General features: G+C 68.4%; 11 protein-coding genes. 9 read left to right on the top strand and 2 right to left on the bottom strand.

The window, feature by feature from the left end:
* Positions 1-19: 19 nt before the first annotated feature.
* Positions 20-3,817, bottom strand: coding sequence for a GH92 family glycosyl hydrolase (locus G3I77_RS19480; protein WP_248505460.1), 3,798 nt, complete (start codon positions 3,815-3,817; stop codon positions 20-22).
* Positions 3,818-4,185: 368 nt separating this feature from the next.
* Between G3I77_RS19480 and ngcE the strand changes: the two genes are divergently transcribed.
* From ngcE to G3I77_RS19435, 9 genes are all read left to right on the top strand, one after another.
* Positions 4,186-5,640, top strand: a complete 1,455-nt coding sequence (gene ngcE / locus G3I77_RS19475) for an N-acetylglucosamine/diacetylchitobiose ABC transporter substrate-binding protein (RefSeq protein WP_248505458.1) — start codon at positions 4,186-4,188, stop codon at positions 5,638-5,640.
* A 42-nt stretch (positions 5,641-5,682) separates the two neighbouring features.
* Positions 5,683-6,609: a carbohydrate ABC transporter permease gene (locus G3I77_RS19470; RefSeq protein WP_248505456.1), complete on the top strand. Its 927-nt coding sequence runs from the start codon at positions 5,683-5,685 to the stop codon at positions 6,607-6,609.
* A 3-nt stretch (positions 6,610-6,612) separates the two neighbouring features.
* On the top strand, positions 6,613-7,536 hold the full coding sequence (locus G3I77_RS19465; RefSeq protein ID WP_248505454.1) for a carbohydrate ABC transporter permease: 924 nt from the start codon (positions 6,613-6,615) through the stop codon (positions 7,534-7,536).
* 481 nt (positions 7,537-8,017) lie between these two features.
* Entirely contained in the window at positions 8,018-9,229 is a 1,212-nt protein-coding gene (locus tag G3I77_RS19460) for an ROK family transcriptional regulator (protein WP_248505452.1), read from the top strand.
* A gap of 134 nt (positions 9,230-9,363) precedes the next feature.
* On the top strand, positions 9,364-10,473 hold the full coding sequence (locus G3I77_RS19455; protein WP_248505609.1) for a substrate-binding domain-containing protein: 1,110 nt from the start codon (positions 9,364-9,366) through the stop codon (positions 10,471-10,473).
* 160 nt (positions 10,474-10,633) lie between these two features.
* Positions 10,634-11,425 carry an ATP-binding cassette domain-containing protein gene (locus G3I77_RS19450; RefSeq protein ID WP_248505450.1) on the top strand — a complete coding sequence of 264 codons (792 nt, stop codon included), beginning with the start codon at positions 10,634-10,636 and terminating at the stop codon, positions 11,423-11,425.
* The gene (locus tag G3I77_RS19445; protein WP_248505448.1) at positions 11,422-12,714 is read left to right on the top strand and encodes a sugar ABC transporter permease; all 1,293 of its coding nucleotides are present in this window, start codon (positions 11,422-11,424) and stop codon (positions 12,712-12,714) included. The genes G3I77_RS19450 and G3I77_RS19445 overlap by 4 nt, the downstream gene beginning before the upstream one ends.
* Positions 12,715-12,904: 190 nt before the next feature.
* On the top strand, positions 12,905-14,836 hold the full coding sequence (gene dxs / locus G3I77_RS19440) for a 1-deoxy-D-xylulose-5-phosphate synthase (protein ID WP_248505446.1): 1,932 nt from the start codon (positions 12,905-12,907) through the stop codon (positions 14,834-14,836).
* Positions 14,837-14,991: 155 nt separating this feature from the next.
* Positions 14,992-16,509 carry an amino acid permease gene (locus tag G3I77_RS19435; RefSeq protein ID WP_248505444.1) on the top strand — a complete coding sequence of 506 codons (1,518 nt, stop codon included), beginning with the start codon at positions 14,992-14,994 and terminating at the stop codon, positions 16,507-16,509.
* Positions 16,510-16,680: 171 nt separating this feature from the next.
* Here the strand turns inward: G3I77_RS19435 and G3I77_RS19430 are convergent, their stop codons facing one another.
* Positions 16,681-17,052 (bottom strand): NTP pyrophosphohydrolase, encoded by a 372-nt coding sequence (locus tag G3I77_RS19430; RefSeq protein WP_248505442.1) that lies wholly within the window; start codon positions 17,050-17,052, stop codon positions 16,681-16,683.
* Between the last annotated feature and the right edge of the window lie 77 nt (positions 17,053-17,129).

Below are 17,129 nucleotides of genomic sequence, written 5' to 3'. Positions count from 1 at the left end.
GGACCCCCAATTAGGCTGCTCAGGAGAGCATTTCGACCTCCGCCAGGGTGGCCTCGCCGTCGAGGACCAGGCGGTACTTCTCGTACGTACCCGGCGATCTCACGGAGAACGCGCGGGTCTGCCTGTCCCAGGCGAAGGACTCCCCGGAGCGCCGGTCCAGCGTCCGCCAGGCCGTGCCGTCGGAGGAGCCCTGGAGCATCCATCCGGCCGGTGCCTTCGTCCGGTCCGCCGCCGAGGTCAGCGTGTACTGCACCGCCTCGGCACCCTCGGAGACCGGCAGGTCCACGGAGGTCACCGTCGCGTCCGTCGCCGAGGTGTCGTCGAACAGGGCGCCGTCACCCTTCAGCACGTCCGCGCGCGGCGCCGGCACCTCGTCGTCCCGGGTGACCGACACGGGCGCCGCGTGCCGGCCCGTGCCCCAGGACGACGGCCGTGAGCCCATGTCGAAGTCCAGGACACCGCCCTCGGCGACCAGAGAGTGCGGCAGGGAGGTCTTCGTCCAGGTCCGGCCGTTGACCTCGAGCCCCTGCACGTACACGTTCTTCGCGCTGTTCCGGGGCGCCTTCACCACCAGCTCGCGCCCGTTCTCCAGATGCACGGTGGCCTTCGTGAACAGGGGCGAGCCGACCGCGTACTCGCCGCTGCCCATCACCAGCGGGTAGAAGCCGAGCGCGGAGAACAGGAACCAGGCCGACTGCTCGCCGTTGTCCTCGTCACCGTGGTAGCCCTGCCCGATCTCGCTGCCCGTGTACAGCCGGGACAGCACCTCGCGGACGTTCTTCTGCGCCTTCCAGGGCTGTCCGGCCGCGTCGTACATGTAGATCGCGTGATGGGCGACCTGGTTGGAGTGCCCGTACATGCCCATCCGCACGTCCCGCGCCTCGGTCATCTCGTGGATGACACCGCCGTACGAGCCGACGAACTCGGGGGAGGCCGTCTCCGGGGTGGAGAAGTACTCGTCGAGCTTGTCGGCGAGGCCCTTCCGGCCGCCGTACAGGTTCGCCAGGCCACGGCTGTCCTGCGGTGCGGTGAAGGCGTACCCCCAGCCATTGGTCTCGGTGTAGTCGTGGCCCCACACCCGGGGGTCGTACGTCGAGGACTCGATCCTCCAGTCGCCCTTGGCGTCCTTGCCCTGGAAGAACCCGGCCTTCGTGTCGAAGAGGTTCACATAGTCCCGGGCGCGGTTCAGGAAGTACCGGGACTCCTCCTTGTAGCGCCGCTCGCCGGTCTCCTCGTAGAGCTTTCGGCCCATGCGGGAGATGCCGTAGTCGTTGAGGTAGCCCTCCAGCGCCCAGGACAGGCCCTCGTGCGTCTCGGTGCTCGTGTAGCCGAGGAAGGGGGAGGTGGCCATGCCCTTGCGGCCGACGCCCGAGTTCGGCGGCACGACCGTCGCGTTCTTCACGGCCGCGTCGTACGCCGCCTTCGCGTCGAAGTCGACGCCCTTGACGTACGCGTCCGCGAACGCCACGTCCGACGACGTGCCCGTCATGAGGTCCGCGTAGCCGGGGGAGGACCAGCGGGAGGTCCAGCCGCCGTCCTTGTACTGCTGCACGAACCCGTCGACCAGCTCACCCGCCTTGCCCGGCGTGAGCAACGAGTACGCCGGCCAGGTCGTCCGGTAGGTGTCCCAGAAGCCGTTGTTGACGTACACCTTGCCGTCGACGATCTTCGCGCCGGTGTGCGTCGGGGTGTCCGGGTTCGGCATGGGGGAGAAGGGCGAGGCGTACCGGTGCTTCCCGCCGACCTTCTCGAAACCGGAGTTCGGGTACAGGTACAGCCGGTACAGGCTGGAGTACAGCGTCGTCAGCTGGTCGGGGGTCGCGCCCTCGACCTCCACCTTGCCGAGCAGCCGGTCCCACTGCCGCTGGGCGCTCTTCTTCACCGCCTCGAAGGACCTGCCCTCCGGGATCTCCTGGCGGAGGTTGTCCTTGGCCTGGTCGAGGCTGATCAGTGAGGTCGCCAGGCGCAGGGTGACGGTCCGGTCGTCGGTCTTGAAACGCAGGTGGCCCTTGACGCCACTGGAGTCGCCCTCGGTCACCGGCTTGTCGAACTCGCCGTAGACGAACAGCCGGGTCGCGCCCGTCGACAGCCCGGACTTCACGTCCGAGTAGCCGGTGACGACCCCGTCGTCCTTGTCGAGCGTCAGGCCCGCCTGGTCCGTCACATTGTCGAAGAGGACGCTCGCGTCGTCGCCGGGGTAGGTGAAGCGCAGCGCCGCCGCATGGTCGGTGGGCGCCATCTCGGCCTTCAGGCCGTTCTCGAACCGCACCCCGTAGTAGTACGGCCGCGCGGTCTCGTTCTCGTGCCGGAAGGCCAGCTCCCGAGCCTCCCGGCCCAGGTCCGGAGTACCGGCGGCGACGGACGGCATCACCTGGAAGGTCTGCCGGTCACCCATCCAGGGGCTCGGCTCGTGGCTCGCGCTGAACGCCTGGATCGTCGGCAGGTTGTCCGCGTTGTTCGCACGCGCGTAGTCGTACAGCCAGCTGAGCGAGCCCGCGTTGGTCACCGGCGTCCAGAAGTTGAAGCCGTGCGGCACCGCCGTCGCCGGGAAGGTGTTGCCCCGCGAGAAGCCGCCGCTGGAGTTGGTGCCGCGGGTGGTCACCGCGTAGTCCGACAGATGCGCCTTCGGCCGCTCGGGGGCGGCGGACTCGATGGTCACGTCGTCCAGCCAGCCCCGGAACTTCGCCGGACCCCCGGGGGAGTCGTACGCCACCAGGATCCGGTCCACGGTCTTCCCGGCCGCGACCGACCCGATCCGCGAGGCCACGTCGTTCCACTGGTTGACATAGAGGATCTTCGCCGCGCCCTGCCCCCGCGGGGTCAGCGGGAAGCCGTGCCGGTCGGTGGCGCGCAGCTCGCTCAGATGGGTGCCGTCGGTGAAGGCGAGGTCGACGGAGACGTTCGTGGCGTCGTAGTCGAGGTCGCCGTCCGCCATCGACGGGAAGATCCGGTAGGCCAGCCGCGTGTTCCGGCCGACGGCCACGTTCACGTCGAAGACCTTGTTGTACGAGTACGCCCGCCCGTCGGCGGTGTGCCGGCCGGCGTAACGCAGGGCACGCTTTCCGGTGAACCCGGCGCCCGCCTTGGCGGTGGGGGAGCCGCTCGGGCCGCGGTCCACCAGGGAGAGCATGTCCTGCGGGACGGGCCCGTCACTGCCGCCGGTGGACAGCTGGAGGTCGGCGAGCTGGAGGATGTCGCCGCCGTTGTTCCCGGTGATGTCCAGCCGGAAGTGCCGGTACTCGCCCGGTTCGGCCAGGTCGTACGTCTTCGTCTGGAACCGCTCGGAGAAGGACTCGCCGGAGCGGGTGTCCAGGGTCTTCCAGTCCTTGCCGTCGGCGGAGCCCTTCAGGGTCCAGTCCTTCGGGTCGCGCTCGGCGTGGTCGTTGGCCGACGTCAGCGCGTAACGTGCAAGTTTGACGGATTTGTCCAGGTCGAACTCGGCCCAGCCGGTGGGCTCGAAGGTGAGCCACTTGGTGCTCGGCTCGCCGTCGACGAGATTCTCCTTCACCTCGCCGCCGCCCGTGTTCTCGGCGCCGGCCCGGACATCCGTCACACGGTCCGTCACATTGCCCGGTATGCCACTGCTGTAGCCGCCGTCGACACCCGAGGCCCGTTTGCCGCCGTCGGGGGCGGTGTCGACGGTGTTCAGCCAGTCCGGAACCGGGTCGTCCGCCTCAAACGAGGACGCGAACTTCCGGTCGGGGCTCTCGGGGGCTTCGGGCAGTGCGACCGCAACGCCCTGTGAGCCCAGGGCCAAAGCGAAGGCGGTCGCCGACACGACCGCCGATCCCCATCTGTGCCGAGCTTTCCGCTGCATCAACGGGTACCCTCCCTGCGCAGTGGACAACGTTGTCACCTTCGATGCGCAAGGACCAGTAGTTGCCCAAGTGGTGGGGAGTGTCAAGGGTGTTGCCTGTGGCATTCCGGCGCGGTGACCGGGATATTTCCGGCGGAGCACCCACAGGCCGCTCATACTTCCGCGAGGTCTCAACTCGGATAAGACCCACGGCCAACCTTGTGTTCGATCTTGATCCGTCGGCGGGAAGTGGACTATACCTGTCGGGCGATTCACACGATCCGCACGTCACCACCCGCACTTTCCTGCACGACCCAGCGTGACCCGATCGCGGTGCCGGGAAGGATCCGGTTCACCGCCTGAGTCCTGGAGAAGGCGAGGACTTGAGCATGGGATCCACTTCCGCCGAGAACCACGGCACCGAAGGTGTCGGCCGCCGTGATCTGATCAAAAGGTCTGCCGCGCTCGGGCTGATCTCCGTCCCCACCATGAGCTTCCTGTCCGCCTGCGCCAGCAGCGGCGGCGACGACAGCGGGGACAAGGCCAAGGCCGGCAAGAAGACCGCGAAGAACCCGCTCGCCGTCAACGACACGGCCGGCATGGAATTCGTCCTGTTCGACGGCGGCTTCGGCAAGGAATACGCCGAGGACGCCGTGAAGATCTACGAGAAGAACTTCCCCAAGGTGCAGGTGAAGTTCTCCGCCACCCAGAAGATCCAGTCCACGCTCCAGCCCCGCTTCAACCAGGGCACCCCGCCGGACCTCATCGACAACTCCGGCGCCGAGCAGATGGACATGGGTGTTCTGGTCGGCAAGGACCAGCTCACCGACCTCACCCCGCTGCTGGACGCGCCCTCCTACGACGACCCGGGCAAGAAGGTCCGCGACACGCTGCGCCCCGGCATCGTGGAGATGGGCCAGTTCGACGGCGAGAAGGTCTGGATCCTCTACTACGCCTACACCGTGTACGGCGTCTGGTACTCGCAGAAGGCCCTGGACTCGCTCGACGAGCAGTACCCCGAGACCTGGGACCAGATGCTCGCGGTCTGCGCGAAGGCCAAGAAGAAGGGCATGGCGGGCTGGACGTACGCGGGCAAATACCCGTACTACCTCCCCTTCTCGCTCTACCCGATGATCGGCAAGGTCGGCGGCCGCGAGGTCCTCGACGCGATCGACAACCTGGAGCCGAACGCCTGGAAGCACCCGGCCGTCAAGGCGTGCTTCGACGCGTACTACGAGCTCTACAAGAAGGGCTACGTCCTGAAGGGCACCCCGGGCCTGGACCACATCCAGTCGCAGACCGCGTGGGCCGAGGGCAAGGCGCTGTTCATCCCGAACGGCTCCTGGGTGGAGAACGAGTCGGCCAACGTCATCCCGGAGGACTTCGACCTGGCCGTCTCCGCGCCCACCGGTCTCGACTCCTCCGACAAGCTGCCCTTCGGCACCATCTGGGCCTCCGGCGGCGAGCCCTTCATCGTCCCGGCCAAGGCGAAGAACGCCGCCGGCGGCATGGAGCAGCTGCGCATCATGCTCAGCGAGGCCTCCTCGAAGAACTTCACCGGCAAGGTGAAGTCGCTGACCGCGTACAACGGCGGCACCGACGGCATCGCCCTCACCCCCGGTCTGAAGTCGGGTGTCGCGGCGCTGGACAAGGCCGGCGAGAACGTGGTGAACCCCCGTCTCCAGGACTGGTACGTGCAGTTGCAGAAGGAGAAGATCGGGGTGTCCGGTCTGGGCGAGATGATGGCCGGCCGCCTCACCCCGGCCGAGGCCATCAAGAAGATCCAGGGCTTTGCCGACGAGGCGGCCAAGGACTCCTCCATCAAGCACTACAAGCACCAGTAACAGCACCGGAAACCCGATTTCCGCAACGGCACCGGAGTGGCGATGCAGCACGGCAAGTACCGGTTCATCGTGGGCTTCCTCGCGTTGCCCCTGGGACTGTACGCGCTCTTCGTGGTCTGGCCGTTCATCCAGTCCATCTATTACTCGTTCACGGACTGGACCGGCCTGAGCCCCGAATTCAAGATGGTCGGTTTCGACAACTACAGCCGCATGCTCGACGACGACATCTTCTGGAAGTCGTTGCAGCACAGCCTGCTGTTCGCCCTCCTGCTGCCGGTGGTGACGATCAGCCTCGCGCTGTTCTTCGCCTTCATGATCAATGTGGGCGGCAGAAAGCGAAAGAACGGCCCGGTGGTCACCGGCGTCCGAGGCTCCTCGTTCTACAAAATCGTCTATTTCTTCCCGCAGGTCCTCTCGATCGCCATCGTCGCGCTGCTGTTCGCGTTCGCGTACAACCCGGACAGCGGCGCGATCAACTCGCTCCTGCGCGGTGTCGGCCTGGGCGACGTCCAGCCCCTGTGGCTGGGCGACCCCGACCTGGCGCTGTGGGCCGTGATGGGGGTCCTCGTCTGGTCCACGGTCGGCTTCTTCGTGGTCCTCTTCTCCGCCGGCATGGCCTCCATCCCGGCGGAGATGTACGAGGCCGCGCTCCTGGACGGCGCGAACCGCGTCACCACCTTCTTCCGGATCACCCTGCCCCTGCTGTGGGACACCGTGCAGTCCGGCTGGGTCTACATGGGCATCCTCGCCCTGGGCGCCGAGTCGTTCGCGGTCGTGCAGATCATGACGACCGGGCCGGGCGGTCCCGACTACTCGACCACCGTCATGGTCCTGTACGTGTACCAGAAGGCGTTCCGTGACGGGCAGGCCGCCTACGCCACCACCATCGGTGTCGCCCTGCTCGTCGTCACGCTGGCCTTCGCCGCCGTGGTGATGCGGCTGGGCCGTCGCGAGCGGCTGGAGTACTGATCGATGAAGACGACCGAAACCCCCGCGCCGCTCCCGGCCGAGTCCGGCGCACCGATCGCCAAGACGGACACGCCACCGCCTCCACCCCCGAAGGAGAAGAAGGAGGGCACGGCTCTCAACGTCTTCTCCCACGGCGTCCTGGTCATCTGGGCGTTCATGGTGGTCATGCCGCTGCTCTGGGCGGTCATGACGTCCTTCAAGGACGACCGCTCCATCTTCAGCTCCCCCTGGTCGCTCCCCGACTCCCTGCACTTCGACAACTGGTCGCGGGCGTGGACCCAGGCCAACATGAGTGACTACTTCCTCAACACGGTCCTCGTGGTGGGCGGTTCACTCATCGGCACGCTGGTCCTGGGCTCCATGGCGGCCTACGTCCTGGCCCGCTTCGACTTCCCGGGCAACCGCTTCATCTACTACCTGTTCATCGGCGGCATGAGCTTCCCGATCATGCTCGCGCTGGTCCCGCTGTTCTATGTCGTGAACAACATGGGCCTGCTGAACACCATCCACGGCCTGATCCTGGTCTACATCGCATACTCGCTGCCGTTCACGGTGTTCTTCCTCACGGCGTTCTTCCGCACCCTGCCCAGCTCGGTGGCGGAGGCGGCGTTCGTCGACGGCGCGTCCCACAGCCGCACGTTCTTCCAGATCATGCTCCCCATGGCCAAGCCGGGCCTGATCAGCGTCGGCATCTTCAACTTCCTGGGCCAGTGGAATCAGTACATGCTCCCCACGGTCCTCAACACCGACCCCGACAAGCGCGTCCTCACTCAAGGCCTGGTCCAGCTGGCGGTGAGCCAGGGCTACAAGGGCGACTGGTCGGGCCTCTTCGCAGGCCTGGTGATGGCCATGCTGCCGGTCCTGGCGGCGTACATCATCTTCCAGCGGCAGGTGGTGCAGGGGCTCACCGCGGGTGCGCTGAAGTAGCCCCTGGCCTGCGCAGCCACCGCCGGGCCGTCGCGCAGCCCGGCGGAGCGGGGTGCCGCTGCGCCCACCCGTGCCGCCCCTAGCGGCACGCATGCCCGCAGCCAAGCGGACCGGCACCCGCCGTACGACGGAAGGGGCCGTGTCGGGGGGTGTCCGCCCGCAGCGGTCGGCGCGTCAACGCGAGTGAGCCGGTATCTCACCCCATCGCGCCGTTCCGAGGACGGACACCCCCGGCGCGGCCCCGACCCACCCCCGGCGGGAAGGCGAAGGCGCGCACCCCCACCACACCCCCCCGCAGGCCGCAGCAGGCACCCCGAGACAGAAAGCGCGAACTACCACGTAGCCCTCCGCAACCACCCGCATACCCCCCGGAATCAGTTCAACCTCTTGACGGGAGGCAACCCGAACGGCTCAGCTTAGAGTTCACTAGTTGGACATAGACGGGGTCTCATCGAAGCGGCCCCGTGCGCAGGAGGTCGTCGTGGAGACTCCGGGGTCGCAGTCGTCGCTGCACCGAGCCAACCTGGAGCGGGTCGTACGTGCCGTTCGTCTGGCGGGCTCCCTCACCCAGGCCGAGATCGCGCGGACGACGGGTCTGTCCGCGGCGACGGTCTCCAACATCGTCCGGGAGTTGAAGGACGGCGGCACCGTCGAGGTCACACCGACCTCCGCCGGCGGCCGCAGGGCCCGCAGCGTGTCGCTGAGCGGCGACGCCGGCATCGTCATCGGCGTCGACTTCGGCCACACCCACCTCCGCGTCGCCATCGGCAACCTCGCCCACCAGGTCCTCGCCGAGGAGTCCGAGCCCCTGGATGTGGACGCATCGTCCACCCAGGGCTTCGACCGCGCGGAACAGCTGGTCACCCGCCTGATCGAAGCCACCGGCGTCGACCGTGCCAAGATCACCGGCGTCGGCCTCGGCGTCCCCGGCCCCATCGACGTCGAGTCCGGCACCCTCGGCTCGACCGCCATCCTCCCCGGCTGGACCGGCACCAAGCCCGCCGAGGAGCTGCGCGGCCGCCTCGGCGTCCCCGTGCACGTGGACAACGACGCCAACCTCGGCGCCCTCGGCGAGATGGTCTGGGGCAGCGGACGGGGCGTCCGCGACCTGGCCTACATCAAGGTCGCCAGCGGCGTCGGCGCAGGCCTGGTGATCAACGGAAAGATCTACCGAGGCCCCGGCGGCACCGCCGGAGAAATCGGACATATTACACTCGATGAATCCGGCCCGGTCTGCCGCTGCGGCAACCGCGGCTGCCTGGAGACCTTCGCGGCCGCGCGCTACGTGCTCCCGCTGCTCCAGTCCAGTCACGGCACCGACCTGACCATGGAAGGCGTCGTACGGCTCGCCAGGGACGGAGATCCGGGCTGTCGTCGGGTGATCGCCGACGTCGGCCGCCACATCGGCAGTGGAGTGGCCAATCTCTGCAACCTGCTGAACCCGAGCCGCGTGGTCCTCGGCGGTGATCTCGCCGAGGCCGGTGAGCTGGTACTCGGGCCGATCCGGGAGTCCGTCGGCCGCTACGCCATCCCCAGTGCGGCGCGCCAGTTGTCCGTCCTTCCCGGCGCCCTCGGCGGCCGCGCGGAAGTGCTCGGAGCACTCGCTCTCGCCCTCAGCGAGATGGGTGATTCGACCCTTTTGGATGGGACTGCTCCAGGCGCACTGCAGGCAGTCACCCCTGCCTTCACTTAGAGAACGGATGGCACCGTTGCCATCTCGTTAAGGATTTACTTCTTGACGTCGCACGTGTGGCCGAGTTGACTTCCAGCCACCTCGGCCGCAACGTCGCGGCCTCGTCAGGGAGGTTTCTAGAAGTGAACACGCGTATGCGCCGTGCCGCCGTTGCCGTTGCCGCCACCGCGATGGCCGTTTCCCTCGCCGCCTGTGGCAGTGCCAAGGAGGCCGACGGCGGTAGCGACTCCTCGTCGGACGCCGCCGCCAAGAAGGGCGACGACATCAAGGTCGGTCTCCTGCTTCCCGAGAACCAGACCGCACGTTACGAGAAGTTCGACCGGGTCCTGATCGAGAAGCAGATCAAGGAGCTGACGAACAACAAGGGCGAGGTCGTCTACGCCAACGCCAAGCAGGACGCCACGGTTCAGAACCAGCAGGTCGAGACCATGATCACCAACAAGGTGGACGTGCTCATCGTGGACGCTGTGGACGCCAAGGCGATCGCCAACTCGGTGAAGAAGGCCAAGGACGCCGGCATCCCGGTCGTCGCCTACGACCGCCTGGCCGAGGGCCCGATCGACGCCTACACCTCGTTCGACAACGAGCAGGTCGGAAAGACCCAGGGCGAGGCCCTGCTCAAGGCCCTGGGCGACAAGGCCGAGGACGGCCAGATCGTCATGATGAACGGGTCGATCACCGACCCGAACGCCGCCCTGTTCAAGAAGGGCGCCCACTCCGTCCTCGACGGCAAGGTGAAGATCGGCAAGGAGTACGACACCAAGGAGTGGAAGCCGGAGAACGCCAACAAGAACATGGAGGGCGCCATCTCCGCCCTCGGCAAGGGCAAGATCGTCGGCGTCTACTCCGCCAACGACGGCATGGCCGGCGGTATCATCACCGCGCTCAAGGCCGGAGGCTTCGACAAGCTGCCGCCCGTGACCGGCCAGGACGCCGAACTCGCCGGTGTGCAGCGCATCGTCGCCGGTGAGCAGTACATGAGCGTCTACAAGCCGTACGCCCCCGAGGCCGAGGCCGCCGCGAAGATGGCCGTCGCGCTGGCCCACGGCGAGTCGCTCGACTCCGTCGCCAAGGACAAGGTCGACAGCCCCACCACCAAGGGCGTCCCCTCCGTCCTCGTCCCGGTCGTCTCGCTGACCCAGGACAACATCAAGGACACCGTCATCAAGGACGGCGTCTACACCGTCAACGAGATCTGCACCGCCAAGTTCAAGGCGGCCTGCGACAAGCTCGGCCTCGAGTAAGCGGTCCCGCGGTCGTCCCGCAGGTCACCAGGCCTGCGGGACGACCACGCACAGCTCCTCCGGCGCCCCGCACACACCAGCCCCGCAAGCTAGGCGGGGCGCCGGACGGAAACCCCCAACTCTTCTGCACTACCTTCCGCCGGGTCAGGCGGCGAAGGAGATGATTCACGTGTCCGCTACGCCCGTGCTGGCGTTGCGCGGGGTCTCCAAGCGATTCGGTGCCGTCCAGGCGCTCACCGACGTAGAGCTTGAGGTCCATGCCGGTGAAGTGGTCGCCCTGGTCGGCGACAACGGCGCCGGAAAGTCCACGCTGGTCAAGACGATCGCCGGCGTGCACCCCATCGATGACGGTGTCATCGAGTGGGAGGGCAAGGCCGTATCGATCAACAAGCCGCACGACGCCCAGAACCTGGGCATCGCGACCGTCTACCAGGACCTCGCGCTGTGCGACAACATCGACGTCGTCGGCAACCTGTTCCTGGGCCGGGAACTGCGCCGCCGCGGCATCCTCGACGAGGTCGAGATGGAGCGCCGCTCGCGCGAACTGCTCGACACGCTGTCGATCCGCATCCCCAGCGTCCGCATCCCGATCGCCTCGCTCTCCGGCGGTCAGCGCCAGACCGTGGCCATCGCCCGCTCCATGCTCGGCGAGCCGAAGCTGGTCATCCTCGACGAGCCGACCGCGGCGCTCGGCGTGGAGCAGACCGCACAGGTCCTCGACCTGGTCGAGCGGCTCCGTGAGCGCGGCCACGCCGTGGTGCTCATCAGCCACAACATGGCCGACGTGAAGGCGGTCGCGGACAAGGTCGCCGTGCTGCGCCTCGGGTGCAACAACGGTGTCTTCGAGGTCAAGTCGACCTCACAGGAAGAGATCATCTCCGCCATCACCGGTGCCACGGACAACGCCGTGACCCGCCGTGCGGCGCGCACCAACGGGGAGGCTCAGAAGTGAGCATCGACAAGACCTCCACGCCCACCGACGGGCACGTCGTGGAGAACCCCGAGGCCGCCCCCGGCTCCGACACCGCCGTCGACCCCCGGCTGCTCGTCCGGGAGCAGGGCTTCGCCGGCTACCTCACCGAGTTCAAGCGCAAGATCCGCGGCGGTGACCTGGGTTCGATCCCGGTCGTCGTCGGCCTGGTCGTCATCTGCGTCACGTTCCAGAGCCTGAACTCGGCGTTCCTGTCCGCGAAGAACCTCAACGACATCTCCGTCGCCATGGTCGCGACCGGCATGATGTCCGTCGGCATCATCTTCGTGCTGCTCCTCGGGGAGATCGACCTGTCGGTCGGCTCGGTCAGCGGTGTCTCCGGTGCCGTCTTCGCCGTACTCTCCGTCACCCACGGCGTGAACGAATGGCTCGCCCTGCTGATCGCCGTCGTCGGAGGTGCGGCGATCGGCGCCCTGCACGGATTCTTCTTCGCGAGAATCGGGGCACCGGCCTTCGCGGTCACCCTCGCGGGGCTGTTGTTCTGGAACGGTTTCATGCTCCAGATGCTGGGCCAGAACGGCACGATCAACATCGACAGCGAGGGCGTGATCGGGCAGCTGACCACGTACTACTTCTCCGACGTCGCCGCAGCGTACGGCCTGGCGACGCTCGCCGTCGCGGTCTACTTCGTCTCCGCCTTCCTCGACAGCCGCCGCCGGGAGGCCGCCGGAGTCCCGTCCCGGCCGCTGAGCGACGTTCTGCTGCGCACCGGTCTGCTGGCCGTCGTCGCCTACGCCGCCGCGATCATGTTCAACCAGTACAAGGGCCTGCCCCTGGCCCTGCTGCTGTTCCTCGTCGTCCTGGTCGCCATGGACTTCCTGGTGCGCCGTACCCCGTACGGCCGCAAGGTGTTCGCGCTCGGTGGCAGCGTCGAGGCGTCCCGCCGCGCGGGCATCAACGTCGTCGCCGTCCGTGTGTCGGTGTTCGCCCTCGCGGGCCTGTTCGCCGCGGTCGGCGGCCTGTTCTGGGCCTCCAAGATCGCGGCCGCCAACCAGAGCGCCGGCGCCGGCGACCTGCTGATGAACGTCATCGCGGCGGCCGTCATCGGCGGCACCAGCCTCTTCGGCGGCCGGGGCCGCATCTGGAACGCCCTGCTCGGTGTCATGGTGATCACGGCGATCCAGTACGGCCTGGCCCTCCAGGGCACCGGCGCGCCGGTCCAGTACATGATCACCGGTGGCGTGCTGCTGGCGACCGTGGTCATCGACTCCGTCACCCGCAAGACGCAGCGGACGGCGGGTCGCGCGTAACACCGCCGACTCCGTTCCCTGAGCCTGTGCCCGGCACCCATGGCGGTGCCGGGCACAGCCGCGTCGTAGAGCGGGCCGTGCTGGGTACGGCAGATCGGGTGACGCACGACGCACCGCCCGGACACCTTCCGCCGCGGCGGAACATTAGACTCGACAAGCCCGGCAACAGCTCTACTGCAAGGAGGCACGGGTGCCGCTGCTGACCCGTATCAGGGGACCGCGCGATCTGGACCGGCTCAACCTGGAGGAGCTGAACCAGCTGGCGGAGGAGATCCGGAGCTTCCTTGTCGAAGCGGTCTCCAAGACCGGCGGTCACCTCGGCCCCAACCTCGGCGTGGTGGAGCTCACCATCGCCCTGCACCGGGTCTTCGACTCGCCCAGGGACAAGGTGCTCTGGGACACCGGCCACCAGTCCTACGTCCACAAGCTGCTCACCGGCCGCCAGGACTTCTCGAAGCTGAAGATGAAGGGCGGCCTGTCCGGCTACCCCTCGCAGGCCGAGTCCGAGCACGACGTCATCGAGAACTCGCACGCCTCGACCGTCCTCGGCTGGGCCGACGGCATCGCCAAGGCCAACCAGATCCTGGAGCGCGACGACCACGTCGTGGCCGTGATCGGGGACGGCGCGCTGACCGGCGGCATGGCCTGGGAGGCGCTGAACAACATCGCCGACGCCAAGGACCGCCCGCTCGTCATCGTCGTCAACGACAACGAGCGGTCGTACGCGCCGACCATCGGCGGCCTCGCCAACCACCTGGCGACCCTGCGCACCACCGACGGCTACGAGCGCTTCCTCGCCCGCACCAAGGAGGTCCTGGAGCGCACGCCCGTCGTCGGACGGCCGCTCTACGACACCCTGCACGGCGCCAAGAAGGGGCTCAAGGACTTCATCGCCCCGCAGGGCATGTTCGAGGACCTCGGCCTGAAGTACGTCGGGCCGATCGACGGACACGACCTGGAGGCCCTGGAGTCCGCGCTCGCCAAGGCCAAGCGGTTCGGCGGGCCGGTCATCGTGCACTGCCTCACCGAGAAGGGCCGCGGCTACCAGCCCGCCCTCCAGGACGAGGCGGACCGCTTCCACGCCGTCGGCAAGATCCACCCCGACACGGGCCTGCCGATCGCCAGCTCCGGCGCCGACTGGACCTCTGTCTTCGGCGAGGAGATGGTCAAGCTCGGCGAGGAGCGCGAGGACATCGTCGCCATCACGGCCGCCATGCTCCAGCCGGTGGGCCTGGACAAGTTCGCCAAGCGCTTCCCCAAGCGGGTCTACGACGTCGGCATCGCCGAGCAGCACGGCGCCGTCTCCGCGGCCGGCCTGGCCACGGGCGGTGTGCACCCGGTGTTCGCCGTGTACGCCACCTTCCTCAACCGCGCCTTCGACCAGGTGCTGATGGACGTGGCCCTGCACAAGTGCGGCGTCACCTTCGTGCTCGACCGGGCCGGTGTCACCGGCACCGACGGGGCCTCCCACAACGGCATGTGGGACATGTCGATCCTGCAGGTCGTGCCCGGCCTGCGGCTGGCCGCGCCGCGCGACGCCGACCAGGTCCGCGCCCAGCTGCGCGAGGCCGTCGCCGTCGACGACGCGCCGACCGTGGTCCGCTTCTCCAAGGGTGCCGTCGGCCCCGCCGTGCCGGCCGTGCGCCGGGTCGGCGGCATGGACGTGCTGCGCGAGCCCGGCACCGACCGGCCGGACGTCCTGCTGGTCTCCGTCGGCGCCCTCGCGCCGATGTGCCTGGAGATCGCCGACCTGCTCGACAGGCAGGGCATCTCCACGACCGTCGTCGACCCGCGCTGGGTCAAGCCCGTCGACGAGGCCATGGCCCCGCTCGCCGAGCAGCACCGCGTGGTCGTCACCGTCGAGGACAACAGCCGTGTCGGCGGCGTCGGTTCGGCGATCGCCCAGGCGCTGCGCGACGCGGGCGTCGACGTGCCGCTGCGTGACTTCGGCATCCCGCCGCGCTTCCTCGACCACGCCTCCCGTGCGGAGGTCCTCGCCGAGATCGGTCTCACCGCGCCGGACATCGCCCGGCAGGTGACCGGCCTGGTCGCCAAGCTGGACGGGCGCTACGAGCGCAGCGCCACGGATGCCGTGGACGCCGTGGAGAGCGCCCGCGACTGACGCGGCCGACACGGCTGAACGGGTGCGAGATGGGCCGGTTTCCCCACCATGAGGGTGGTGTAACCGGCCCATTGGCGTGATTTCGTCCGTGCCGGGGCATACGGATGGTGCCACCTCTCGATCATGTCGAGGACGACAAGCGTGGGAGGTATTCCGTGAGCAGTACCCTCTTCCGGACGAAGAAGGTGGAGCAGTCCATCCTCGACACCGAGGAGCCAGAACACGCGCTCAAGAAGTCCTTGTCCGCGCTGGATCTGACCGTCTTCGGCGTCGGCGTGATCATCGGTACCGGCATCTTCGTGCTCACCGGCACTGTCGCCAAGGACAACGCCGGGCCCGCGACGGCTCTGGCGTTCGTGGCGGCCGGCGTCGCGTGCGCCCTGGCCGCCCTCTGTTACGCCGAGTTCGCGTCCACGGTCCCGGTCGCGGGGTCCGCCTACACGTTCTCCTACGCCTCCCTCGGCGAACTGCCCGCCTGGATCATCGGCTGGGACCTGGTGCTGGAGTTCGCACTCGGTACGGCGGTGGTGGCCGTCGGCTGGTCCGGCTACATCCAGTCGCTCATGGACAACGCGGGCTGGGCCATGCCGACGGCCCTCGGCAGCCGCGAGGGCGCCGACGCCTTCGGCTTCGACATCCTCGCCGCCGCGCTCGTCCTCGTCCTGACCGGCATCCTCGTGGTCGGCATGAAGCTGTCCGCGCGGATCACGTCGATCGTCGTCGCCATCAAGGTGACGGTCGTCCTCGTCGTGATCATCGCGGGCGCGTTCCTCATCAACACTGACAACTACGACCCGTTCATCCCCAAGGAGAAGCCTGTCGAGGCCGGGGCCAGTCTCGACTCCCCGCTGATCCAGCTGATGTTCGGCTGGGCGCCCTCCAACTTCGGCGTGATGGGCATCTTCACCGCCGCCTCGGTCGTGTTCTTCGCCTTCATCGGCTTCGACGTCGTGGCCACGGCCGCGGAGGAGACGAAGAACCCGCAGCGCGACATGCCGCGCGGCATCCTCGGCTCCCTCGTGATCTGCACGGCGCTGTACGTCCTCGTCTCGATCGTCGTCACCGGCATGCAGCACTACAGCGAGCTGTCCGTCGACGCCCCGCTCGCCGACGCGTTCAAGGCCACCGGGCATCCGTGGTTCGCGGGCTTCATCAGCTTCGGCGCCGCGGTCGGCCTGACGACGGTGTGCATGATCCTGCTCCTCGGGCAGACCCGGGTGTTCTTCGCGATGAGCCGTGACGGGCTGCTGCCGCGGTTCTTCTCGCGCGTCCACCCGCGGTTCAGGACGCCGCACCGGCCGACCATCCTGCTCGGCGTGATCATCGCGGTCCTCGCCGGGTTCACGCCGCTGACGGAGCTCGCCGCGCTGGTGAACATCGGCACGCTGTTCGCCTTCGTGGTCGTCGCCATCGGCGTGATCATCCTCCGCAGGACCCGCCCCGACCTGCCCCGGTCCTTCCGCACTCCATGGGTGCCGGTCATCCCGATCCTGTCGATCTGCGCCTCCCTGTGGCTGATGATCAACCTTCCCGCCGAGACGTGGGTGCGGTTCGGCATCTGGATGGCCGCCGGCTTCCTCGTCTACTTCCTCTACGGCCGCACCCACAGCCGCCTCGGGCGCCGCGAAGCGGGAGAGGAACAGCCGAGCGCGGGTGGTGGCGGCATGCCGTAGGCGTCTGCTGCCCGCCGGGTGCCTGCCCGCTCGCCGGGTGCGGGCCGGGGCGGTGTCGGGGATGTCCGTCCCGGCACGGCCCCTTGCGTCGTCCGGCGGTGCGGGCCGCTGAGCTGAGGGCAATCGTGCCGCCAAGGGCAACGCCCCGGCCCCAGGCCGTACGCCGAGCCCCTACGGACGAACCGTCCGCGGCCCCGCCACCTCCGCCCCCAGCTCCCCGACCCGCCTGCGCAGCTCCCGGTCCGCCGTGATCACCAGGACGGAACGCTCACCGGCCGACGCGACCACCTCCACGATGTGATCGTCTCCGCTGTCCGGCGCCGAAGACACCCGCACCCCGGGCACGGACTCCACCCCCCGCGCCGCCCCCTCCACCACCAGGACGATCTCCACCGGCCCGGAGACGGCAGGAACCCCCTCCGACGCCAGCCGGTCCCGCAACCGTTCCGCCGCACCCCGGCGGTCCCGCCACCACCCGTCCGGCACCGACCCGACGACATTCGCGGCGTCCACGACGACCAGGACTGGGGCGTTGGCGTTCATGTGGCCAGGGTCGCACGGAAGATGGGCGCGAGGCGGGGGCGGGCGGGCGCACCGGGCCCGGTCGGCCGCATAAAGTG

The organism is Streptomyces sp. D2-8, assembly GCF_023184515.1.
In the GTDB taxonomy this organism is placed as follows: domain Bacteria; phylum Actinomycetota; class Actinomycetes; order Streptomycetales; family Streptomycetaceae; genus Streptomyces.
Note: the sequence above shows the minus strand (reverse complement) of the source record. Positions and strands in the feature narration are given on the sequence as shown.

Bases quoted from the DNA above. Each gene is read 5' to 3' on its own strand.
- G3I77_RS19480 (WP_248505460.1), bottom strand. From the start codon at position 3,817: ATGCAGCGGAAAGCTCGGCACAGATGGGGATCGGCGGTCGTGTCGGCG.
- ngcE (WP_248505458.1), top strand. From the start codon at position 4,186: ATGGGATCCACTTCCGCCGAGAACCACGGCACCGAAGGTGTCGGCCGC.
- G3I77_RS19470 (WP_248505456.1), top strand. From the start codon at position 5,683: ATGCAGCACGGCAAGTACCGGTTCATCGTGGGCTTCCTCGCGTTGCCC.
- G3I77_RS19465 (WP_248505454.1), top strand. From the start codon at position 6,613: ATGAAGACGACCGAAACCCCCGCGCCGCTCCCGGCCGAGTCCGGCGCA.
- G3I77_RS19455 (WP_248505609.1), top strand. From the start codon at position 9,364: ATGCGCCGTGCCGCCGTTGCCGTTGCCGCCACCGCGATGGCCGTTTCC.
- G3I77_RS19450 (WP_248505450.1), top strand. From the start codon at position 10,634: ATGATTCACGTGTCCGCTACGCCCGTGCTGGCGTTGCGCGGGGTCTCC.
- G3I77_RS19430 (WP_248505442.1), bottom strand. From the start codon at position 17,052: ATGAACGCCAACGCCCCAGTCCTGGTCGTCGTGGACGCCGCGAATGTC.